This is a genomic window from Arthrobacter sp. FW306-1B-G06A (genome assembly GCF_058781765.1).
This window is the reverse complement of sequence record NZ_JBYSXB010000016.1, coordinates 67,112-89,234: the sequence shown is the minus strand read 5'-3', so window position 1 is coordinate 89,234 and position 22,123 is coordinate 67,112. Positions and strand designations below refer to the sequence as shown.

23 protein-coding genes and 1 riboswitch are annotated in these 22,123 nt (G+C 64.3%); of the genes, 3 read left to right on the top strand and 20 right to left on the bottom strand.

Annotated elements, in window-relative coordinates; translation table 11 throughout:
- Positions 1-106: 106 nt before the first annotated feature.
- The 16 genes from AC3WJM_RS10495 to AC3WJM_RS10420 form a co-directional block, all read right to left on the bottom strand.
- On the bottom strand, positions 107-1,072 hold the full coding sequence (locus AC3WJM_RS10495) for a tyrosine recombinase XerC (protein WP_492271849.1): 966 nt from the start codon (positions 1,070-1,072) through the stop codon (positions 107-109).
- Positions 1,073-1,145: 73 nt separating this feature from the next.
- Positions 1,146-2,372, bottom strand: a complete 1,227-nt coding sequence (dprA, locus tag AC3WJM_RS10490; protein WP_306960799.1) for a DNA-processing protein DprA — start codon at positions 2,370-2,372, stop codon at positions 1,146-1,148.
- An 11-nt stretch (positions 2,373-2,383) separates the two neighbouring features.
- Positions 2,384-3,925 (bottom strand): YifB family Mg chelatase-like AAA ATPase, encoded by a 1,542-nt coding sequence (locus AC3WJM_RS10485; protein WP_306960801.1) that lies wholly within the window; start codon positions 3,923-3,925, stop codon positions 2,384-2,386.
- Complete coding sequence (locus AC3WJM_RS10480) at positions 3,926-4,282, bottom strand: YraN family protein (protein WP_059387679.1); 357 nt, start codon at positions 4,280-4,282, stop codon at positions 3,926-3,928.
- Between the two features lie 113 nt (positions 4,283-4,395).
- Complete coding sequence (locus AC3WJM_RS10475) at positions 4,396-4,740, bottom strand: DUF2469 domain-containing protein (protein ID WP_059387678.1); 345 nt, start codon at positions 4,738-4,740, stop codon at positions 4,396-4,398.
- Between the two features lie 78 nt (positions 4,741-4,818).
- Complete coding sequence (gene rnhB / locus AC3WJM_RS10470) at positions 4,819-5,556, bottom strand: ribonuclease HII (RefSeq protein ID WP_492271848.1); 738 nt, start codon at positions 5,554-5,556, stop codon at positions 4,819-4,821.
- A complete protein-coding gene (lepB, locus tag AC3WJM_RS10465) occupies positions 5,556-6,503 on the bottom strand; it encodes a signal peptidase I (protein WP_492271847.1) in 948 nt (315 codons plus the stop codon). Before lepB (AC3WJM_RS10465) ends, rnhB begins: the two co-directional genes overlap by 1 nt.
- A complete protein-coding gene (gene lepB, locus AC3WJM_RS10460) occupies positions 6,504-7,181 on the bottom strand; it encodes a signal peptidase I (protein ID WP_306960807.1) in 678 nt (225 codons plus the stop codon).
- A gap of 78 nt (positions 7,182-7,259) precedes the next feature.
- Positions 7,260-7,619 carry a 50S ribosomal protein L19 gene (rplS, locus tag AC3WJM_RS10455; RefSeq protein ID WP_059387674.1) on the bottom strand — a complete coding sequence of 120 codons (360 nt, stop codon included), beginning with the start codon at positions 7,617-7,619 and terminating at the stop codon, positions 7,260-7,262.
- 288 nt (positions 7,620-7,907) lie between these two features.
- Positions 7,908-8,753, bottom strand: coding sequence for a tRNA (guanosine(37)-N1)-methyltransferase TrmD (trmD, locus tag AC3WJM_RS10450; protein ID WP_306960808.1), 846 nt, complete (start codon positions 8,751-8,753; stop codon positions 7,908-7,910).
- Positions 8,754-9,317 (bottom strand): ribosome maturation factor RimM, encoded by a 564-nt coding sequence (gene rimM, locus AC3WJM_RS10445; RefSeq protein WP_284988332.1) that lies wholly within the window; start codon positions 9,315-9,317, stop codon positions 8,754-8,756.
- A gap of 129 nt (positions 9,318-9,446) precedes the next feature.
- Positions 9,447-9,689 (bottom strand): RNA-binding protein, encoded by a 243-nt coding sequence (locus AC3WJM_RS10440; RefSeq protein ID WP_028267532.1) that lies wholly within the window; start codon positions 9,687-9,689, stop codon positions 9,447-9,449.
- Between the two features lies 1 nt (position 9,690).
- Positions 9,691-10,113, bottom strand: coding sequence for a 30S ribosomal protein S16 (rpsP, locus tag AC3WJM_RS10435; RefSeq protein WP_059387673.1), 423 nt, complete (start codon positions 10,111-10,113; stop codon positions 9,691-9,693).
- Between the two features lie 195 nt (positions 10,114-10,308).
- On the bottom strand, positions 10,309-10,752 hold the full coding sequence (locus tag AC3WJM_RS10430; RefSeq protein WP_284988333.1) for a hypothetical protein: 444 nt from the start codon (positions 10,750-10,752) through the stop codon (positions 10,309-10,311).
- A gap of 70 nt (positions 10,753-10,822) precedes the next feature.
- Positions 10,823-11,701 (bottom strand): VOC family protein, encoded by an 879-nt coding sequence (locus AC3WJM_RS10425; protein ID WP_492271846.1) that lies wholly within the window; start codon positions 11,699-11,701, stop codon positions 10,823-10,825.
- Between the two features lie 78 nt (positions 11,702-11,779).
- The gene (locus AC3WJM_RS10420) at positions 11,780-12,874 is read right to left on the bottom strand and encodes an amidohydrolase family protein (protein ID WP_492271845.1); all 1,095 of its coding nucleotides are present in this window, start codon (positions 12,872-12,874) and stop codon (positions 11,780-11,782) included.
- 77 nt (positions 12,875-12,951) lie between these two features.
- Positions 12,952-13,059: riboswitch (TPP riboswitch) on the top strand.
- Here AC3WJM_RS10420 and thiC point away from each other — a divergent pair.
- Positions 13,055-14,884, top strand: a complete 1,830-nt coding sequence (gene thiC, locus AC3WJM_RS10415) for a phosphomethylpyrimidine synthase ThiC (RefSeq protein ID WP_332601854.1) — start codon at positions 13,055-13,057, stop codon at positions 14,882-14,884. Its footprint overlaps the riboswitch before it by 5 nt.
- Here the strand turns inward: thiC and AC3WJM_RS10410 are convergent, their stop codons facing one another.
- Together AC3WJM_RS10410 and ffh are read right to left on the bottom strand one after the other, a co-directional pair.
- Positions 14,885-15,634, bottom strand: a complete 750-nt coding sequence (locus AC3WJM_RS10410) for an alpha/beta hydrolase (RefSeq protein WP_492258919.1) — start codon at positions 15,632-15,634, stop codon at positions 14,885-14,887.
- 103 nt (positions 15,635-15,737) lie between these two features.
- Entirely contained in the window at positions 15,738-17,303 is a 1,566-nt protein-coding gene (gene ffh / locus AC3WJM_RS10405) for a signal recognition particle protein (protein ID WP_492271844.1), read from the bottom strand.
- 151 nt (positions 17,304-17,454) lie between these two features.
- Between ffh and AC3WJM_RS10400 the strand changes: the two genes are divergently transcribed.
- Positions 17,455-18,855, top strand: a complete 1,401-nt coding sequence (locus AC3WJM_RS10400) for a glucose-6-phosphate dehydrogenase (RefSeq protein WP_492271843.1) — start codon at positions 17,455-17,457, stop codon at positions 18,853-18,855.
- 94 nt (positions 18,856-18,949) lie between these two features.
- On the opposite strand, the gene AC3WJM_RS10395 is transcribed toward AC3WJM_RS10400, so the two are convergent.
- Complete coding sequence (locus AC3WJM_RS10395) at positions 18,950-19,288, bottom strand: P-II family nitrogen regulator (protein WP_028264639.1); 339 nt, start codon at positions 19,286-19,288, stop codon at positions 18,950-18,952.
- Positions 19,285-20,619 carry an ammonium transporter gene (locus tag AC3WJM_RS10390; RefSeq protein WP_059387668.1) on the bottom strand — a complete coding sequence of 445 codons (1,335 nt, stop codon included), beginning with the start codon at positions 20,617-20,619 and terminating at the stop codon, positions 19,285-19,287. Before AC3WJM_RS10390 ends, AC3WJM_RS10395 begins: the two co-directional genes overlap by 4 nt.
- Before the next feature lie 225 nt (positions 20,620-20,844).
- On the opposite strand from AC3WJM_RS10390, the gene AC3WJM_RS10385 reads away from it, so the two are divergent.
- Positions 20,845-22,089, top strand: coding sequence for an MFS transporter (locus tag AC3WJM_RS10385; protein WP_492271842.1), 1,245 nt, complete (start codon positions 20,845-20,847; stop codon positions 22,087-22,089).
- Positions 22,090-22,123: the final 34 nt, after the last annotated feature.

Sequence of the window (22,123 nt, the reverse complement as noted above, 5' to 3'; positions counted from 1 at the left end):
AGTGCTTTCATTTTGCCGTACGGACCGGAATTACGCCAGTGCGATTCACGGACGAGCGGATTTCCTTCCTCGGGACTCATCGAAGTGTCGCACGGTTTCCGGGTCTCTAAGCACGGGGATGGGCTTGCTGATAGCTCTTGCGAAGCCTGTCCACCGACACATGGGTGTAAATCTGGGTTGTTGCGAGGCTGCTGTGTCCCAGAATTTCCTGCACGGCACGCAGGTCCGCCCCGCCGTCGAGCAGATGGGTGGCGGCAGTGTGGCGCAGCGCGTGGGGTCCGGTCGCGGCGGTATCCCCCAAGGCGGCCAGCAGGTCGTTGACGACGCTGCGGGCCTGGCGCTGATCGATGCGGTTGCCCCGTGAACTGAGAAAAAGTGCCGGTCCGCTACGCTCATTTGCGAGCCGTGGCCGGCCGCGGCGGAGCCAGTCGTCGACGGCGAGCGCAGCCGGTACCCCGTAGGGCACCGTCCGCTCCTTGTTGCCCTTGCCGAGCACGCGAAGAGTCCGGCGGTCCGGATCGAGATCATCGATGTCCAGGCCGGCAAGCTCGCCGACGCGGATTCCGGTGGCATAGAGCAATTCGACGACGGCGCGGTTTCTCAACGGCATCGGAGAGCCATCCGCGGCTGCCTCTGACAGGCTCTCGAAGATCCTCGAGACCTGCTGCTGGTGAAGGACCCCAGGGAGCGTGTGGTCCCGCTTGGGGGCCTGGAGGCGAAGAGCAGGGTCTGAGGCGATGAGTTCTTCCCGAAGGGCCCAGGAAGTGAACGCTCGGGCCGTCGCGGCGTGCCGGGCGAGTGTTGCCCTGGACCGGCCGGATTCGCTTTGTGCCCCCAGCCAACGCCGGAGCGTGCCGAGCTCCAAATCTGCGAGCTTCTCCACGCCCTCCGCGGCAGCGAAGCGCAGCAGGTTCTCGACGTCAGCGATGTAGGCCCTCACCGTGTGGGCGGACCGGGCCCGCTCGCTGTCGAGGTAACGCCGGAAGTCCTCGACGGACCGGGCGAGCGCTACGGGGAGCGGATTCTCTTGCACCCTTCCACTGTGCCAGCCGAGGGGCCCGACGGCCGGCATCGCCACGTTCCGTGCGGGAGCCGGCCAAGGTCCGGGCTCGTGTGATCCCACCAGGCCCGCACCGCACTCCCCCTCAAAATCTCTTCCCGGACCTCTTCCACGCGCCGCTCACTGATACCGCCAACCCCAACAGGCCTAGGCGTCCAAGACCCGCCCTGACGGACTCGGGGCTGAGTCCTGCCACAACCGCGAGCTTCTCCACGGAGCTCGTCGAACGGACCGGCAGGGCATCGAGCAAGATCAGGTCCTCAAGCGTGAGTCCGTCGTGGTCCGAGGCAGCGGTTTCCTTGTCCTCGACAAGCCCCTCACCGCTCGACCCCGCCAGTTCCGCGATTTCGCCGACATCCGTGACGCAGACAGCCCCGCCATCCCTGAGGAGCCGATGGCAGCCTGCGGAGTTGGCGCTGTGGATGGACCCCGGGACCGCGGCGACGGCCCTGCCGATGGATTCAGCATGATGGGCCGTATTCAGCGCACCCGAACGCCATCGCGCTTCCACCACGACGGTCACGGCCGCCAAAGCGGCGATGATCCTGTTTCGCTGAAGGAACCTGTAACGCGTGGGCGCCGAGCCCGGGGGAACCTCACCAATGACCGCCCCTTGGTTCGCCACGGCACGCAGCAGATCCTCGTTTCCGGATGGATAGTATCGGTCCACGCCCCCGGCCATCACAGCGATAGTCGGCATGTTGTTAGTGCCCCCGGCCAAGGCCCCGCGGTGTGCGTGGGCGTCGATCCCGTACGCGCCTCCGGAGACGACGGTGCAGCCGCGCTGACCCAGCCCGTAGGCGAAGTCGCCCGTTACGGAGGCCCCGTAGCTGGTGCTATCCCGTGAGCCGACAAGGGCCACGACCCGCTTTACGGGTGGGAACTCCACTTCATGTCCCCGCCACCACAAGCACAGCGGTTCATGGAGGCCCAGATCTGCCAACTGCACGGGCCATAGCGGGTCGCCAGGGATGACCATACGGCCGCCGAGGCGTTGCATGGTGGCAAGATCACGTTCCGGGGCAAGGTCCGGGATCCTTGGCGCCCACCGCCGTAGTGCAGCAGCCAATCCGACCCCCGGGTTGGAAACCCCGCTGTCAACCAACAAGGAAGCCACTTCCTGCTCAAGCCCGGGCCCGGGAGCGAGCTCGCCGGTCGCGATTTTGAGACCGTCAACGGCCCCGGCAGCCTTGACCAGGGCGAGCCCGGCCGCATCTTGCGGTTCCATCAGCCGCGACAGTGCTGCTCGGGCCAGGCGTTCCCTTTTTCGCTGCGGAGCGTCCGTGGTGAGCTGCTGGCCGTGTTCAGTCATGGAGTGTCCTTTCATGCGGCCGCGACCGCCTGCCGCAAGCCAAGGGCCTGCCCGATGTCGTCGCTGTGGGGTTGGTCCCTGTGGCCTAGGTCCGCGAGGGTCCAGGCGAGACGCAGAACGCGGTCGTAGCCTCTCGCCGTGAGGATTCCGCGCTCCAAGGAGGTATCCAGAATCTTCGTGGTCGCGGAAGGCAGGCGCAGTTCTCCGCGCAGTACACGGCCGGGAACCTGCGAATTGGTTTCCATCCCGAGACTCCCCAGGCGTTGACGCTGCCGTGAACGTGCGGCTTGGACCCTCGATGCGACGGTGGCGGTGTCTTCTTCCGCGCCGGCTTGGCCGAAGTCCGCGAGGGAAACACGTTCCACCTGGAGCTGGATGTCCACCCTGTCCAGCAGCGGCCCGGACATGCGCCCGAAGTAGCGGCGCCGCATCACCGGAGTGCAGGTGCAGTCGACTCCCTTGCCGGTCGCTTTCCCGCAAGGGCAGGGATTCGCCGCGAGGACCAGTTGGAAGCGTGCCGGATATGCGGCGGTTCCGGCCGAGCGATGAATGACCAGCTCTCCGCTTTCCAGAGGTTGCCGCAAGGCGTCGAGGACCCGGCGTTCATACTCGGGCGCCTCGTCCAGGAACAAGACGCCACGGTGCGCCCGTGATGCCGCCCCCGGCCGCGGCAGGCCGGAACCGCCGCCGATGATCGCTGCCGCGGTGGCGCTGTGATGGGGATTCTCAAAGGGCGGCCGGCGCAACAGCCGTACCGAATCAACATGGACAGCCGAAAGCGAATGGATCGCCGTGACCTCCATGGCTTCCTGGTCCCCCAAATCAGGCAAGAGTCCCGGGAGCCGCTCGGCAAGCATCGTCTTGCCGGCACCGGGCGGACCGCAAAGCAGCACATGATGTGCCCCGGCTGCCGCAACCTCCAAGGCGCGGCGGGCATCGCCCTGCCCCGAGACATCACAAAGATCCGGAACAACAGCGGCAGCGGCGTCCTGATCCCCTGCGACCTCGCCGTCGGCCGGGTCGTAATCGAGGGCCAGGTCCTGCGGGTTGGCCCCGAAATCAAACGCAAGACGAGCCAGGGTCTTGTAGCCACGGACCACCGCCCCGGGTACCAACTCGGCCTCGGCGACGTTGGCGTGGGCCACAACAATCTTGGGGTGGCCTGCTTGAACAGCCGCCATGACCGCCGGCAAGATGCCGCGAACGGGCCTCAACCTGCCATCCAGTCCCAACTCGGAGATGAAGACTGTGTCTTCTGTGGAACGGATATCGCCCGCGGCGCGCAATACTGCCATGGTGATCGCGAGGTCGAAACCCGAGCCACGCTTCGGCAGGGAGGCCGGAATCAGGTTTGCGGTGATCTTTCGACGACTCAGCGGGATGCCTGAGTTCTGTGCCGCGGAGCGGATGCGTTCCTTGGCTTCGTTCAGGGAGGCATCCGGCAGCCCCAGGATCACGAAATTGGGGAGGGTTTGGCCGATATCTGCCTCGACCTCCACGATGTAGCCGTTCAGGCCCAACAGCGCCACGGAGTAGCTTCGGCCGACTCCCATCTAGCCCACGCCCCTGAGGTGTTCGAGCTGGGGCTCGCCCACCCCGTCGTCGATGATTCCCACGACGTCCACCCGGCGGAGCACGGCGCGCACCTCGTGGTCACGGCACCATGACCCGGCCAGGCGGTGGAGCCGGGCGAGTTTGGCGGCGCCGACCGCTTCGAAAGGATGCCCATAGGCCAGGTTCTTCCGGGTTTTGACCTCTGCGATCACCAAGGTGTCGCCGTCGAGCGCCACGATGTCGATCTCGCCGTCGGAGCATCTCCAATTGCGGTCCACAATCCGCATTCCCTGGGTTTCAAGGAAAGCTACGGCCAGCGTTTCACCGCGCTGTCCCAACACGTCTTTGGCTTTCATGACCACCTCCGCTTCCAGCCTGGAGGCGCGGAGAATTCAAAGACAGGGGGCAGTTCCGCTATGTGGGAAACTCCGCCAGCCGGACGGTGTGGAGGAGAAGTTGGCGGCCTATCCTAATTGCCCAGATTGCCGAGATCCCCCAGATCGCCGTCCTTCGGCAGGGAGAGTTCCTCGCTGCGCGGAAGTTCTTCGACGTTGACGTCCTTGAACGTAATGACCCGGACATTCTTCACGAATCGGGCCGAACGGTAGACGTCCCACACCCAGGCGTCCTGGAGCGTCAGGTCGAAATAGACCTCGCCATCGGCGCTGCGGGCCTGCAGGTCGACGTGGTTCGCCAAATAGAACCGCCGTTCGGTCTCGACAACGTAGCTGAACAAACCAACGACGTCGCGGTATTCGCGGTAGAGCTGCAGCTCCATGTCGGTTTCGTAGTTCTCAAGATCCTCGGCACTCATAGATCCATCTTGCACCATAGAGCGGGCAGGCGGCGCCACGGCCGGGCCGGCGGCGTCCAGGGCAAGGAAAAGCGAAGGCTAGACCAGGTTCCAGCTGGTCCGGTGGTACGGCGTGGGACCCAACGATCTGATGGCGTCGCGGTGGAAGGACGTGGCGTAGCCCTTGTTCTCATTCCAGCCGAAGGCCGGATATTCCTCGTGCAGCCCGACCATGATGCGGTCCCTGGCCACTTTGGCCAGCACACTGGCCGCCGCCACGCTGAGGCAGCTCAAGTCCGCCTTCACACGGGTGTGCACCGGGGCCTCACAAGCAGGACCGGCCACCTCGGCGTCGAACAAGGAACCTTGGGTCTGGGGCGAGAGCCAGTTGTGGCTCCCATCCAGCAGGACGAGGTCCGGATGCACGCCCGAGGCGAGAATCTCGAACCAGGCGCGTGTTCCGGCAAGGCGCAGGGCGCCCACAATGCCCAGCTCATCGATCTCCACTGAACTTGCGTGGCCCACTGCGGCGCCAACCGCCCATTCGCGTACCAGCGGTTCCAACCGCTCGCGGTCCTCGGGCTTGAGAAGCTTGCTGTCGCGGACATCGGCGAGCAGGCCGTGGTCCCTGAGGTCGACGACGGCGATCCCCACCGACACCGGTCCGGCGAGGGCTCCGCGGCCTACTTCGTCGACTCCGGCCAGAAGCGTGACCCCTGGAGCCAGGAATCCCCGTTCGACGTCCAGGGTGGGAAAATCAGGAGCGTGTTTGGTCCGCGCGGCGGGTTTCCGCTGAGTTCGAACCGGCGTTGCCGCTCGCGCGCCCGCGGGAACCATCACTTGCTCGCTGGAGCCGTGGGTGAAGCCGTGTTCTGGGGCGACGGCGAAGGAACGTTGCGGAAGACCTCGGAGTGGTTGTCAAGGATCTGCCACCGGTTGATGGGCCACGCAATAACCGTTGCTTTGCCTTCGACGTCGGCGATGTCGATGAAACCACCATTGACCGATTGGTGTTCGCGGGAGTCGGCCGAGTTGTTGCGGTTGTCGCCCATAACCCAAATTTTGCCCGCAGGGACCACTACATCGAAAGACTTGGCCATGGGAACCTGGGCAGGATTGATGTAGCTCTCGTTGAGGACCGTGCCATTGACGCTGACCCGCGCTGAACTGTCGCAGCAGGAGACCCTGTCCCCCGGCAGGCCGATCACGCGCTTGACGAGGTGCTGATTGGTCTCGTCCGGAAGCAGTCCGACGAAGACGAGACCGTCCTGGAACCATTTGAAGGGTCCGGGAGTCGTCTTCTGCGTGGGCGGCAGCCAACCTTGTGCGTCCTTGAAGACCACGATGTCGCCCCGCTCCAGGGCGAAAGGTTGCGGGACCAGCAGATTAACGAAGATCCGGTCGTCAACGTCAAGGGTGTTGACCATTGACTCCGAAGGAATGAAGAAGGCACGGAACAGGAAAGTCTTGATGAGGAAGGACAACACGATGGCGATGACCACCACCGTGCCGATTTCCCTGAGCCAGCCGAGGAACGGACTGCCGTGGGTTTTAGCGGGAGTTTCGGAGCGATCGCTTTCGCCCGATTCCGGCCGTGAGCTCCGCCGTGCGGCGCGGCGCGGCGACTCGTGCTCCTCAGGCGGGACCGCCGTCGAGCCGGTCGCGCCCACGGGGGACGGATCGCCGTCGCCCGCTGCAAGATCCATGGCGGGAGCGGACGGTCCGTCCAGGGGCCGGGCGTCGCCGTCGTGCCGTTCCGGCTTCCCGGGAGTTGTCTCGGGCATCTATTGTCCGTTCTTCGAGGTTGTACCGGCCTGCGCAGGGCGAGGCAGTTCTGCAAATCTATCAAGCGGCCAGATAATCCGGACTGGACGCCCGATGACACGCTCCAGCGGCACCATCCCTCCGCCCGGTGCGCCCAGAAGGCCGCGCGAATCGGCCGACCGCGAACGGTGGTCCCCCATGAGCCACAATCTGTCACTCGGAACGATGACGTCGAACCTCTGTTCGCTCGGCGTGTCGCCGGGATAAAGATAGGGTTCCTCAAGCTGCTGACCGTTGACTGTGAGTTTTCCGTTGCTGCCACAACAAACCACGTGGTCTCCGGGAAGGCCGATGACACGTTTGACGTATGTCGTGTCGCTTCCCGTCAGGCCCAGCCAATGGCCGGCGGCGGCGACGGCATCGGCAAACGGTCCTTTGCCGCTGTTCAGCGGAGCGAACGTTCCCCTTCCGTCGAAGACCACGATGTCTCCACGGCGAATAGGGTCCCCGGCGAAATCGGTCCGGGACACCAGGATGCGGTCTCCGGTGCCCAGGATCGGCTCCATGGACTCGGACGGGATGAAGTAGACATCGAGCCACAAGGACCGGACAAGCCCGCTGATGGCCACGGCCAGGAAAAGTGCGAGCAAAACAAAACGCCAGCCCTGTTTCCGGGGCTGGCGCTTTGCGTGGTCCATGATTCGTTTCCTGTTGCGTTGCGGATTTCTCCGGCGCAGGCCGGACACGAATCCAGGACCCGCTGTTGGTCGAAAGACCTACTTGCCGGTGGCGAAGTCGCGCTTTTCCTTGATCTTCGCAGCCTTACCGCGCAGTGCGCGCATGTAGTAGAGCTTGGCGCGGCGGACGTCACCCTTGGTGACGACCTCGATCTTCTCGATGATCGGGGAGTGAACCGGGAAGGTACGCTCTACGCCGACACCGAAGGAGACCTTGCGGACCGTGAAGGTTTCGCGAACGCCGTCACCCTGGCGACCCAGGACGAAGCCCTGGAAGACCTGGACGCGGGAGTTCTTGCCTTCAATGATGTTCACGTGAACCTTGATGGTGTCACCCGCGCGGAACTCGGGAACATCGTTACGCAGCGAAGCTGCATCTACGCTATCGAGGATATGCATTAATCCACTCCTGGTGAACGCCACAGGTCATCCACTTTGGGTCACGGCGGGCAAGCCCGGGGCGCAAGGCCGGCCGGAAATTACCGCCGAAGATTTTCAAGTCCGGTACCGCCACTGATTGGCGGTTCCGGGTTGTCAGGCTGTTGGTGACGCTCCCCCTGTGGCAGGCGCGAACCCAGTAGACACAAGGGTTAATTCTGCCACACCCCGCGGGTTCCGGCGAATCCCGCGAATGCGGCCCGGTTCCTGCGGTCGGGTGGAGGATGAAGTTGCCCGACGGCGGGAGGCTCAGTCCGGGAGGTCGCTGTCCGGGCGGCGCCGCAACCGGCCATCGACGACGTCGTACCCGAGTTCACCGAAAGCCGTGCGGTCCGCACGTGCCAGGTGGCCGGCGTCGAACTCTGCGAGGAGGTCCGGGCGACGTTCCGCCGTGCGGCGGAACTGTTCGTGGCGGCGCCACTGGGCGATCTTCCCGTGGTTGCCGCTCAAGAGGACCGCGGGCACGTCACGATCGCGCCATGACGAGGGCTTCGTGTAGACCGGATATTCCAGCAAGCCGTCCGAATGGGATTCCTCCACCAAGGATTCGGGATTGCCGACGACGCCCGGAAGCAGGCGTCCGATGGCCTCGACCATGGCCAGGACTGCGACTTCGCCGCCGTTGAGGACATAGTCGCCCAAGCTGACCGGACGCACGGTGAAGTGCCCTGCCGCCCACTCCATGACGCGTTCGTCAATGCCTTCATAGCGGCCGCAGGCGAAAACGAGCTGCTCTTCCTCGGCGAGCTCATAGGCGAGTGCCTGGTTGAAGCGCTCCCCCGCGGGCGACGGCACAATCAGGACCGGCTTTTTCGCCGGCGCGTCCGACGAGCGCTCAGGCGCGGCAGTTCCAACTTCGGCATTTTGTGCAAAGGCAATGGATTCCAAGGCCTGGGCCCAGGGCTCGGCCTTCATGACCATGCCCGCACCGCCACCATACGGAGTGTCGTCCACGGTGCGGTGTTTGTCGGTGGTGAAGGCCCTCAAGTCATGGACATTGACCTCCAAGAGCCCATCCTGGCGGGCCTTGCCTATGAGGGAAAGCTCAAGCGGCGCCAGGTACTCGGGAAAGATGCTGACGACATCAATGCGCATTTAGGCGTCATCCTTGGTTTCAGCGTCGTCCTCTTCCGTATCGGTGCCGGAAGCATCAGTGTTCAGTTCGAAGAGCCCCGGCGGAGGCGTGAGCAACACGTAGCCGTCTTCGACGTTGACCTCGGGCACGATCTCTTCGACGAAGGGCACCAGGATTTCCTTGCCGTCAATGTCTTCAATGACCAGCAGGTCCTGGACCGGCATGGTGTTGAGCGCGGTCACCTTACCTACGGTCTGCGAGCCGACGCGGACCTCAAGGCCGACGAGCTCATGCTCGTACCAGCCTTCGTCGTCGTCCTCTTCCAGCTCTTCGGTCTCGATGAACAGCTTCGCGCCGCGGATTTCCTCCGCCTGGTTGCGCGTGGAGATCTCTTCGAAACCGAGCAATAGGATGTCCTTGTTCCACCGGGCGCTGCTGATGGTCAAGGGGCCGGCCTTCGCGGGCTCCACCACAAATTCGGTGCCCGGGACGAAACGATCGCCAGGGGCATCGGTGAGCACCTGGACAGTGACTTCGCCGCGGATTCCGTGGGGCTTGCCGATTCGGGCAACCTGGAGCTGCATGGGGTTCCTCTGATTTCTTCGCTGGGCCCGGATGAGGGACCCACGGCTGGGTTTGCTCGTAAAACAATCCGGCCCCTCCACCATAATCTGGTGAAGGGGCCGGATTTAAGACAAGTATTGCTGAGCGCGTTACCGGCGACGGTCGGTGTCGACGACGTCGACCCGCACCTGCTCGCCGCCCGCCAATGCCGCAATCACAGTGCGCAAAGCGCGTGCGGTGCGACCCTGGCGACCGATCACCCGTCCGAGGTCGTCCTGGTGAACGCGCACCTCGAGGGATTCCCCGCGGCGGTTGTTCTTGGCACTGACCTTGACGTCCTCAGGGCTGTCAACGATCCCGCGGACCAAGTGCTCGAGCGCTTCTGCCAGCAACTTACTCAGCCTCGGTGGTCTCTGCTTCAGCGTCAGCGGGAGCTTCAGTTGCTTCCGACTGCTTGGCCTTCTTGGTGATGGCTTCCGGAATGATGACGGAACCCTTCTCCGGTGCAACGAAAGCAGGCTTGGCGACCTTGGTCTTCAGCGTGCCTTCCTGGCCCGGGAGGCCCTTGAACTTCTGCCAGTCACCGGTGATCTTGAGGATCGCGGCAACCTGCTCGGTCGGCTGGGCGCCGACGGACAGCCAGTACTGTGCACGCTCGGAGACAACCTCGATGTACGAGGGCTCTTCGGTGGGGTGGTACTTGCCGATTTCTTCAATCGCACGGCCATCGCGCTTGGCGCGGGAGTCCATGACGACGATGCGGTAGTACGGTGCGCGCATCTTACCGAAGCGCTTAAGGCGAATCTTTACGGCCACTTTTGTGGTCACTCCTGTTTCTGAAACGGGGTTGAGCCCGTCGTTCTGCACCCGTGGGGCGGGCCATACTTGAGGGTTCCAAGGACAAGATGCACACACGGAGAGAGGGGCCGCGCGGATCGAGTACCTGTCCATTGTGCCAGATGGCGGACAGTATTTCGAACGTGCGGTCCGTGCGGCGGGTTTTCTGCGGGGTTACTGCTCAGCGGACCAGACGTAGAGACCGCCCCGTTCGGCCTTTTCGACGTCGCTCGCGAGGGCCGCCAACTGCTGGACGTACAGGCGGGCCTGTTGGGCATCAAAGGGCATGTCCTCTTGGGCCGCCCAGCGTTCGGCGACGTCGTCGAGGACGTTTCCTTCGCCTTCGGTCTCGTAGCTGAGGAGCTCAGACAGGGCACGAACCATCGCTTCGGGGACGCCCAGCAAGGCGTCGCTGGTGACGTCCACCAAAGCAAGCTCATAGTCGGCCCCGCCTGCGTGCACGGCCGTGCCCGCGAGGTCTCCGAGCTGTTCTACTTCGAAATCGCTGATTCCCGGGATCCGCACCGCGGCGCCGGATACGTCACTGCCCTTCTCCAGGGCGGCGGCCCTCTTGAGTGCTTCATCGTGGGTGGCAACAAAGATTTCAGCAAAGCCCATGGAAAGTACTCTCATTCAGTCGTGCCAACGGAGCTGCGGCGCAGCGGCCGAGATGCGCCACGCCGTCGGATCAAGCGTAGCGGACCGCGACCCGCAGCCGGTTGCGCCACGGGTCCTCGAAGCGGAGCTCCTGGCCCGTGTGGTGCGAGGCGATGCCCGCTACCTTGAGGCGATCGGCGAGCGCGCCGACGTCGTTTCCTGACGGCACTTCGATGACCACCTCGCCGAGGCCGAGGGTGTCCTTGCGCGGGCCTGCACCGCGGCTGTTCCACACGTTCATGGCCATGTGGTGGTGGTAGCCGCCCGCGGAGACAAACAGGGCCTGCCCGTGCCAGCCGGCGGTCTGCTCGAAGCCGAGGGTGTCGACGTAGAAATCATGGGCGGTCTTCACGTCGCCCACCTGGAGGTGGACGTGCCCGACGCCGGCGCCCGCCCCATGCTGGCCCGTCACGGCCGCTTCACTCAGGTGCTGCTGGAGGTAGCGCTGCGGCGGGAGCGGCAAGCTGTCCATCACGACCGAGCTGCCGTTCCACTCCCAGCCTTCACGGGGCTTGTCGTAGTAGAGTTCGATGCCGTTGCCCTCCGGGTCGGTGAAGTAGAAGGCTTCGCTGACCAAGTGGTCGGCACTGCCGACGAAGGCGTGGGGTTCGTACTGCGCGGCGGAGGCAACAGTTGCGGCGAGCGAGGGCTGATCCTCGAAAAGCAGCGCCGTGTGGAAGAGTCCGGCCTCTCCGCGGCCCGGGATCTGGAGACCAGCGGCCGGCGCGAGGTGCACCAACGGCTTGCCTAGCCGGCCGAAGTAGAGCCCGCCGTCCTGTTCGGCGACAACGTCCAGCCCCAGCGCCCGCTGGTAGTAGTCGCCCATGAGCTTCATGTCCCCCACTTTGAGCATGACAGTGCCCATGGTGAGTTCGGCAGGAAGGAGATCCTGGCTGGATGTGATGGTCATGTGAAACTCCCGGCTTTTTGTGGCGCCGCCCTTCGGCAACCTCTATGTATCTAAATTACTTGAAGCTTCAATTTATTCCTAATGCCCGGCGCTTCCTGAAATGTGTCCCCTCAGAACGGTGCATCGTGGCTGCAGCATGATCTCAAGGGACGCTCGGGGATCCTTTGCGTAGAGCACGACGTCTGCGCTGGCGCCTTCGCTGATGCCGTCGGCACCCAACCACTCACGGGCGGACCAGCAGGCAGCATCGAGGGCGGCGGCCGCCGGAAGACCCGCCCGCTGGAGTTCCAGGATCTCCTCGCCGATCCGGCCGTGTTTGATGACGCTTCCGGCGTCGGTTCCGGCGTACACCCGCACTCCGGCGTCGAACGCCTCAAGGACCCGCTCATGCCGGCCCTCCCACAACGCGATCATGTGGGCGGCGTAGCGCGGAAATTTGGTTTCAGCCTGCTTCGCGATGGCCGGAAACGTCGCAATGTTGATGAGCGTGGGGACAATCGGCACATCCTGGTCCAGCAGCCGGGGAATGTGGTGGGGCAATAATCCGGTGGCGTGCTCGATGCAGTCGATCCCGGCGTCGAGCATGTCATCGATTGTCCCTTCGGCGAAGCAATGGGCGGTCACCCGCGCCCCCTCGTCGTGTGCGGCCGCGACGGCGTCCTTGACGACGGCGGCCGGAAAGGACGGGCCGAGATCCCCGGCGGAGCGGTCGATCCAGTCCCCCACGATCTTGACCCAGCCGTCTCCGGACCGCGCCTGCTTGCGGACTGCCTCCATCAGATCCTCCGGCTCCACCTCTTCGGCCAGCCCGGGGATGTACCGCCGTTGCCTCGCGATGTGCCTGCCCGCGCGGATGATCCTCGGCATGTCCGCCCGGCGTTGCAGCCAGCGCGTGTCGCTTGCGGATCCGGCATCGCGGATCAAGAGGGTCCCGGCATTCCGGTCCGCAGTCGCCTGCAGGCGGGCAGTCTCCTCGTCGACAGCTCCGCCCTTGCCCAAGCCAACGTGGCAATGCGCGTCGACCAGGCCGGGAAGCACCCAACCGTCCAGGACGACGTCGGGCTTCGCAAGGGGCCGGACGAAGGTCAGCCGTCCGTCGACCGACCAGAGGCCGCGCCGTTCCTCCTCCGGCCCGGTGAGGACGGCGCCGCTGAATTCGATGATTTCCGCCATGATTCCACCCTAGTTCCCGGGGGCTTCGCCGGCGCGGTCACATCTGTCACAAGCGCTGGCAGCTGTGGTAGCTTCGTCTACGACCACACGGGGGCCCTTGCAAGGGCTGAGATCGGGCTGATGCAGCCTGCGACCGTTGAACCTGTCCGGGTAATGCCGGCGAAGGAAGTGAGTAATCCTTTGAGCACCAAAGAAACACAGCTGAGCCCTACCCAAAAGGGATCGGACCACGATGTGACCCAATCCCTCAAGTCGCATTCCCTCGCGTTCCTGGAGGATGCCGACACGGGAATCCGGGTTCCAGTGACGGAAATCGCCCTCGAACCGTCCCCCAACGGCGAGGCCAACGCCCCGTTCCAGGTGTACCGGACCGCCGGACCCGGGAGTGATCCCGTAGTGGGCCTCGAACCGTTCCGCAGCGAGTGGATCGAAGCCCGCGGCGACACTGAGGCCTACAGCGGCCGCGAACGGAACCTGCTCGACGACGGCAAGTCGGCCGTGCGCCGCGGCGCCGCCTCCGCGGAGTGGAAGGGGGCACAGCCGGTGCCCCGCCGCGCCGTCGACGGCAAGACCGTGACACAGATGCATTACGCGAAACAGGGCATCGTCACGCCCGAAATGCAGTTCGTGGCACTTCGCGAAAACTGCGATGTGGAACTCGTCCGCAGCGAGGTCGCTGCCGGCCGGGCCATCATCCCCAACAACATCAACCACCCCGAATCCGAACCGATGATCATCGGCAAGGCGTTCCTGGTGAAGATCAACGCCAATATCGGCAACTCGGCCGTCACCAGCTCCATCGCCGAAGAAGTGGACAAGTTGCAGTGGGCAACGCAATGGGGCGCCGACACCGTCATGGACCTGTCCACGGGCGATGACATCCACACCACCCGCGAATGGATCATTCGTAACTCCCCCGTACCGATCGGCACGGTACCCATCTACCAGGCCCTCGAGAAGGTCAACGGCGAAGCCAACAAGCTCACGTGGGAAATCTTCCGCGACACCGTCATTGAGCAGTGCGAGCAGGGCGTGGACTACATGACCATCCACGCCGGCGTGTTGCTGCGGTACGTGCCGCTCACCGCGAACCGCGTGACGGGCATCGTTTCCCGTGGCGGCTCCATCATGGCGGGCTGGTGCCTGGCCCACCACGAGGAAAACTTCCTCTACACCCACTTCGACGAGCTCTGCGAAATCTTCGCCAAGTACGACGTCGCGTTCTCGCTGGGTGATGGACTGCGCCCGGGCGCGACGGCGGACGCGAACGACGCCGCGCAGTTCGCCGAGCTGGACACCTTGGCCGAGCTCACGAAGCGCGCGTGGCAGTACGACGTGCAGGTCATGGTCGAAGGCCCCGGACACATCCCGTTCCACTTGGTGCGGGAGAACGTGGAGCGCCAGCAGGAGCTGTGTGACGGCGCGCCGTTCTACACGCTGGGCCCCCTTGTCACCGACGTCGCCCCGGGCTACGACCACATCACCTCCGCCATCGGCGCGACGGAGATCGCACGCTACGGAACCGCGATGCTTTGCTACGTCACCCCGAAGGAACATCTGGGCCTGCCCAACAAGGACGACGTCAAGACCGGCGTGATCACGTACAAAATCGCCGCCCACGCCGCTGACCTGGCCAAGGGACACCCCGGCGCCCACGAACGCGACGATGCGCTGTCCAAGGCCCGCTTCGAGTTCCGCTGGCGTGACCAGTTCGCGCTGTCGTTGGATCCGGTCACGGCCGAATCCTTCCACGACGAGACACTCCCGGCAGAACCGGCCAAGACGGCGCACTTCTGCTCCATGTGCGGACCAAAATTCTGCTCCATGCGCATTAGCCAGGACATCCGCGACGAATACGGCTCAGCCGATTCCCAAGCGGCCATCGCGGAAATGTATAGCGGCATGCGCGAAAAGAGCGAGGAGTTCCTGGCATCAGGGGGCAAGGTCTACTTGCCCGAGCTTGAGGTTCCCGCAGGAAAACGTGAGGCGGCGTCAGGAAACCTGAACTGATCAGGAAGCCTGGACTGATCCTGCGCGGCTGGCATCCGCAATGAAGGAGCGGATGATCCGGTCTCCTTCAACTGAGTCATGAGGCCGGTGTCCTCCAGCCGCAACGCGGTGGAGGGCGCCGGTTTCCTGCAAGTACCCGGCGATCTCTTCGTAGAGGGGTTCCCAACCACCGGTCAGCACAAGCGTGGGAACTCCCGGCACAATGTGCAGGGGCGCTTCCCACGGCGGAGCCTGGAGCCGCAGGCGTCGCGCGGTTCGCCGGGCCTCCGGGGTGCTGAGGACAGCCGCCTCGGAAGAAAACGCCCTGCGGACGAATTCGCGTTGGTAATCGTCATCGCTGAGTTCGTGCCGGATCCGGAACAACGGCTCCATCAATGTCCGGTACGCCGCGGTGGCGGGTAATTCAGCTGTCAAGGAAAGACAAGCCGGTTCCACCAGCACGAGGGAGCGGACCAGGTCCGGCCGCTCCACCGCGGCCAACATGGCGGAAATCGCGCCTTGCGAGTGCGCGACCACATGGCCCCCACGCGCGGGGCCGGGGGCCGATGCGGCCTCCCGAGCTCCGAGGCACTCGAGGATAATCTCCACATCGGCTGCAACATCGGATTCCAAAGGCTCGGTCTGCGCATCAAAGCCGTGGCGTTTCAGGAACAGTGCATCGTACGCCAGGGCCATGCCATGCTGTTTCGGCCACGCCGCAGCGCCGAATGTGCCTGCTCCATGGACGAACACGACGCGCTGCTTTTGCATCCCCCCAGCCTATGGCACGGGGCTGACAACCCAACTCACTAGCAGTTGTTGTCGTTCTGGGGCGTCAAAACGACACCTACTGCTAGCCAGTTGGGTGGGACGGCTACTTGCCGAGGAACTTGTCGAAGCCCTTGGGCAGGTTCAGCTGTGAGGGGTCGAAGTCGCCGGAAGGCTGGCCGAATGCCGCGCCGGTGCGGACGGCGTTCGCCCGCTTGTTCTCGGCGTCGCGCAGTTCCTGGGCAGCCTTGGCGGGGTTTCCGGAACGGGCCTTCTTCTTGGGCGCGTTCTTGCTTGCCTTGCGGGAACCGCCACCGAGGCCGGGCATGCCAGGCATCCCGGGCATGCCGCCCCCCTGGGCCAGCTTCTTCATCATCTTCTGGGCCTGCGCAAAACGCTCCAGGAGGCCGTTGACTTCGGAGACGTGCACACCGGAACCACGGGCGATGCGGGCCCGACGGGAGCCGTTGATGATCTTCGGAGCCAGACGCTCGTGCGGGGTCATGGAGCGGACAATCGCCTCCACTCGATCGATTTCCCGCTCGTCGAACTGCTCCAGCTGCTGGCGGATGTTCTGCGCACCCGGCATCATCATGAGCATTTTCTTCATGGAGCCCATGTTGCGGATCTGCTGCATCTGGGCGAGGAAGTCGTCCAGGGTGAAGTCTTCCTGGTCGGCGAACTTCTTCGCCATCCGGGCCGCTTCATCCTTGTCCCAGTTCTTCTCGGCCTGTTCGATCAGGGTGAGAACGTCACCCATGTCGAGGATGCGGGAAGCCATGCGGTCCGGGTGGAACAGTTCGAAGTCGTCCAGGCCTTCGCCGGTGGATGCGAACATGACCGGCTTGCCGGTGACGGACGCGACCGAGAGCGCGGCACCACCGCGGGCGTCGCCGTCGAGCTTCGACAGCACGACGCCGGTGAAGTTGACGCCTTCGTCGAAGGCAACCGCCGTGTTGACGGCGTCCTGGCCGATCATGGAGTCGATGACGAACAGCACTTCGTTCGGGATGATCGCCTGGCGGATACGGCGCGCCTGGTCCATCATTTCGGCATCGACGCCGAGGCGTCCCGCGGTGTCCACGATCACGACGTCGTGCAGCTTCTGCCGGGCTTCGTCGACGCCGGCGCGTGCGACGGCGACGGGGTCGCCGTCGGGAACATCCAGATCCGAGGTGGTGCCGGGGTGCGGAGCGAACACAGGTACGCCGGCGCGTTCGCCGACAATCTGGAGCTGCGTAACGGCGTTTGGACGCTGGAGGTCGGCGGCAACGAGCACAGGGCTGTGGCCTTGCGCCTTGAGCCATTTGGCAAGCTTGCCCGCGAGGGTGGTCTTACCCGCACCCTGCAACCCGGCGAGCATGATGATGGTGGGGCCGGTCTTCGCCAAGCGGATACGGCGGGTCTCGCCCCCGAGGATCTCCTGGAGTTCCTCATTGACGATCTTGACGATCTGCTGGCTCGGGTTCAGTGCCGCGGAAACTTCGGCGCCCAAGGCGCGTTCACGGATGCGGCCAGTGAACTCGCGGACCACGGGCACGGCAACGTCGGCGTCCAAAAGGGCACGCCTGATCTCGCGGACGGTGGCGTCGACGTCGGCCTCAGTGAGGCGGCCCTTGCCACGGAGATTCTTGAAGGTTGCTGTCAACCGGTCAGAGAGTGAATTGAACACGCGCCGTGCACTTCTTTCAATGGTCTACGAATGGCGGCCGTTTCGACGCACCAATATCTTGACGATTCCTGCCCCAAACAAATCTGACTCAACTGAGGGACTCGACTATCTAGGGTACCAAGACGCGCCTGCAAGATGGCATGCTGGCACAGTGACCAGCAAAACAACAGTAAATACGTTGCTCATCCTAGGCGCCTCCGGAGATCTGACGGGCCGATTGCTGTTGCCGGGCCTCGCCAGGCTCGTGGCAAGCGGCCTCGCGGACGGCCTGAAGCTTGTCGGAGCGGGCTCCGACCCATGGACGCCCGAACAATGGACCAAACGCGTGGGCGACGCCTTCGAGGAGGCAGCCAAGGGTGCAAGTGCCGCAGGCAAGAAAACAATCGCGGCACTGGAGAAAAGTACCGAATACCATCAAGTGGATGTCACGGCGGACGGCCAGCTCGCGACGCTCCTGGCCGGGCTTGAAGCACCAATCGCCGTCTATTTCGCTTTGCCTCCACACATCAGCCAGAAGGCCTGCGAGGTCCTCACCGCCCAGCAGCTCCCTCCCGAAACAAGCCTGGTGATGGAGAAACCCTTCGGATCCAGCTCCGAATCCGCCCGTGAACTCAACAAGACCCTCGCCGCTTTGGTCCCGGAAGACCACATCCACCGCGTGGACCACTTCCTTGGCAAGGCCACCGTCTTCAACATCCTGGGCCTGCGCTTCGCCAACAGGTTCCTGGAGCCGGTGTGGAACCGGGACCACATCGAAAAAGTGGAGATCATCTTCGACGAAGACCTCGCACTCGAAGGGCGTGCCCGCTACTACGACGGAGCCGGCGCCCTCAAGGACATGATCCAGAGCCATTTGCTCCACATCATGGCATTGCTTGCCATCGATGCCCCCTCCACCATCGGCGAGCGCGATCTCCGCGACGCCATTTCAACGGTGCTGCGTGCGAGCAGCATCACCGCGCCCTACAAGAAGTCCACCCGACGGGCGCGCTACACCGCCGGCCGGATCGGCGACCGGGACGTGCCGGACTATGTCGCCGAAGCGGGCGTGGACCCTGCACGGGAAACGGAGACGCTAGCAGAAGTCGAAGTGGGAATCGATAACTGGCGCTGGAAAGGCGTCCCCTTCATCCTGCGCTCGGGAAAGGCTTTGGGTGCCGCGCGGAAAGAGGCGATCGTCACCTTCCGGCCCGTCCCGCACCTGCCGTCCGGATTCGAGGGTGTGGACTCCCCCAACCAGCTGCGCATCGGCTTCGGTCCTGACACCTTGCAGATCGACGTCGACGTCAACGGTCCCGGAAATATCTTTACTCTCGATCGAGTGACGCTCAACGCAGAACTGAATGCCTCCGATCTGCTGCCCTACGGAGAAGTGTTGGAAGGCGTCATTACCGGCGATCCGCTGCTCTCGGTGCGCGGCGACACCGCCGTCGACTGCTGGCGGATCATCGAGCCCGTGCTCAAGGCCTGGGCCAAGGATTCCGTGCCGCTCGAAAAGTACGACGCCGGCGGGCCGGGTCCCGTGGACTGGCCCACCGCCGTCGGGGACTAACCAGGCGGCCACGCTCCTGCGCTCCTGCGCAAGGGCACACGCAAGAGGGGCCGGGTACCTTTCCAGGTATCCGGCCCCTCCTTTGCGTTGGGCCTTAGATGGCTGCTGCGCCTCGCTCGCCTGTGCGGACACGGACTGCTTCGTAGACGTCCACGGTCCAGACCTTGCCGTCACCGGCACGGCCGGTATTGGAGGAAGCAATCAGGACATCGAGGATGTCGTCTGCCTGCTCATCCGTGGCCAGGACCTCCACGCGGATCTTGGGAAGCAGATCCACGTTGTACTCGGCCCCGCGGTACACCTCGGTGTAACCACGCTGCCGGCCGTAGCCGCTGGCCGCGCTGACCGTCAGTCCCTGTACCCCGTATGCTTCGAGCCCCTCGCGGATGGCGTCGAGCTTCTCCGGGCGGACGATCGCCGTAATGAGTTTCATGCCTGGACACTCTCCTTGCCTGATACGGATGCTTCGTCAGCTGCTTCGGACGATACCTTGCCGGTGATGAGGTCGTGAAGGGGCTGGAAGCTTCCGCCGTGGCCGCCGACACCGAACTCGTACGCCGTCTCGGCGTGCAGGCTGAGGTCTGCACCGGCGATCTCCTGGCGTTCGGAGATGCGGAAGCCCATGAGCTTGTGGATCGGGTAGGCGATGATGAACGTCATCACGCCGGTGAAGACGATCGAGCAAAGCGCTGCGAGCGACTGTGCAACCAGCTGGGTGGTCCCCCCGCCGTAGAACAGGCCTGCGGGACCCTGGGTCGGGGTGGCGAGGAAGCCGATGGCCACGGTGCCGATGATGCCGGACACCAGGTGGACGCCGACGACGTCCAGGGAGTCGTCGTAGCCGAGCTTGAACTTCAGGCCGACAGCAAGGGCCGAGGCGACGCCGGCTGCAATACCGAGTGCGATGGCGCCGAGCGGGGAAACGTTGGCGCAAGCCGGGGTGATGGCAACCAGGCCGGCGACGACGCCCGATGCCGCACCAAGCGACGTGGGGTGGCCGTCACGGATGCGCTCCACGACAAGCCAGCCGAGCATGGCCGCTGCCGGTGCGACGAGCGTGTTGATCCAGATCAGGCCAGCCTGCTGCACGTTTGCGGCGGCACCGGCGTTGAAGCCGAACCAGCCGAACCAGAGGATGGCTGCACCGAGCATGACCAGGGGCACGTTGTGCGGGCGGTGGTTCGGGTCCTTGCCGAAGCCCTTGCGGTTGCCGATGATCAGGACGAGGATGAGGCCGGCCACACCGGCGTTGATGTGCACCACGGTGCCACCGGCGAAGTCGATGACGGGAGCGAAAGTCTGGCCGAACCAGCCGGTTGCCGAGAAGAGGCCGCCGCCCCAGACCATGTAGGCCAGGGGTGCGTAGACGAGGGTGGCCCAGATCGGGGTAAACAGCGTCCAGGCCGAGAACTTGGCGCGGTCCGCGATGGCACCGGAGATGAGGGCGACGGTGATGATCGCGAAGGTTGCGGCGTATCCAACGTGGAGGAGGTCTGCCGGATCGGTGAAGTTGTGCAGACCGAAGTGGCTGAACGGATTCGCGAAGATCTGGAAGAAGTTGTCCGTGTTGCTTGTGGACATCGAGGCGCCCCACAGGACCCATACGAGGGTCACTGTGCCGATGGCGATGAAGCTCATCATCATCATGTTCAGGGCGGCCTTGGCACGGGTCATGCCGCCATAGAAGAATGCCAGGCCCGGGGTCATGAACAGCACGAAGGCTGATGCGACCAGGAGCCAAACGAGACCGGCGGTGAAGTCCATGTCTACGTCCTCTCTGCTTTTAGTTGCGGGCTGAGCCGCCTGTCCCAACGCATTTGCGTTCTACATAAGAGTTTTGCGGGGCAGTGTTTCACCTGCGAAGGTTTTAGATTGCGGGGCTGTTACAAGAACTTCTCGAACGTAAATGGTGCATATCACCCTTGTTACGGATATGTTTCGTCAGTTCCACTTTCCCCGCGCTCGTACTACCCAGAGGACCCCGACACCATGACTGCAAGCCCCGAATCCCCCGCCAATCAAGGAGCGAGGGCCGCGAAGGCTGCAATGCCACGGGACATCAAGGTGATGTTGGCGGCAGCGTTCCTGATTGCCTTGGGTTTCGGCCTCGTGGCGCCCGTACTCCCCCAGTTCGCCACGACGTTCGACGTCGGAGCAACGGCAGCCGCGGTGATCGTGAGCATTTTCGCGTTCATGCGCTTGGTGTTCGCTCCGGCCGGGGGTGCCCTGATGGGTCGGTTCGGCGAGCGTCCCGTGTACATCGCAGGGTTGCTGATTGTGGCTGCGTCGACTGCAGCCTGCGCCTTCGCCCAGAACTATTGGCAGCTGCTGGTCTTCCGGGGCCTTGGCGGAGCCGGTTCCGTGATGTTCACGGTTGCGGCGATGGGCCTCTTGATCAGGCTCGCCCCTCCGGAAAGCCGCGGACGGGTCTCCGGCGCGTACGCCTCCGCATTCCTGATCGGCAGCGTCCTGGGTCCCGTGGTTGGCGGGCTGCTGGCCGGCTTCGGCCTGCGCGTCCCCTTCCTCGCCTACGCGGCAGCCTTGGTCCTGGCGGCCTTGGTTGTTCGCACGCAGTTGACGGGACGTTCAGGGGGAGCGAAGCAAGGCGGCGCGGCGGGGCCGGCAATGCGCATGAAGGAGGCTTTGGGCGATTCTGCCTACCGGGCCGCCCTGTTCTCCAGTTTCAGCAATGGCTGGGCGACCTTCGGTGTGCGAATGGCCACTGTCCCCTTGTTCGCAGTGGTTGTGCTGGCCGGAGGCTCCGCCTCGGCGGGTTGGGCGCTGGCCGTGTTCGCGGGAGGAAACGCGCTGGCGCTGACCTTCTCCGGCCGCATGGCTGATAGTTTCGGCCGGAAGCCCATGATGCTGCTGGGCTTGATAGTCACCGGCCTGGCCACCGCGACCATCGGGTTGACCGGCAATCTTCCCGCGTTTTTCGCTGCGTCGGCTGCTGCCGGCTTCGGCTCCGGCTTGCTGAACCCGGCCCAGCAGGCCGCCGTCGGGGACATCATCGGCCGTGGCCGTTCCGGCGGCAAGGTGCTGGCGGTTTTCCAGATGGCCTCCGACGCCGGAGCTATTGTTGGCCCTGTCCTCGTCGGCCTCGTGGCTGATGGACTTGGCTACGGCTGGGCCTTCGGCGCAACCGGCGGCCTCCTCCTGCTCGCCGCCGTCGGCTGGTCCGCGGCACGCGAGCCGATGCAGCGCGGCCAGGAAAGCGTCGACTCACCCAACTAGCTAGCAGTAGATGTCGTTAAGAGCCTTGAAAACG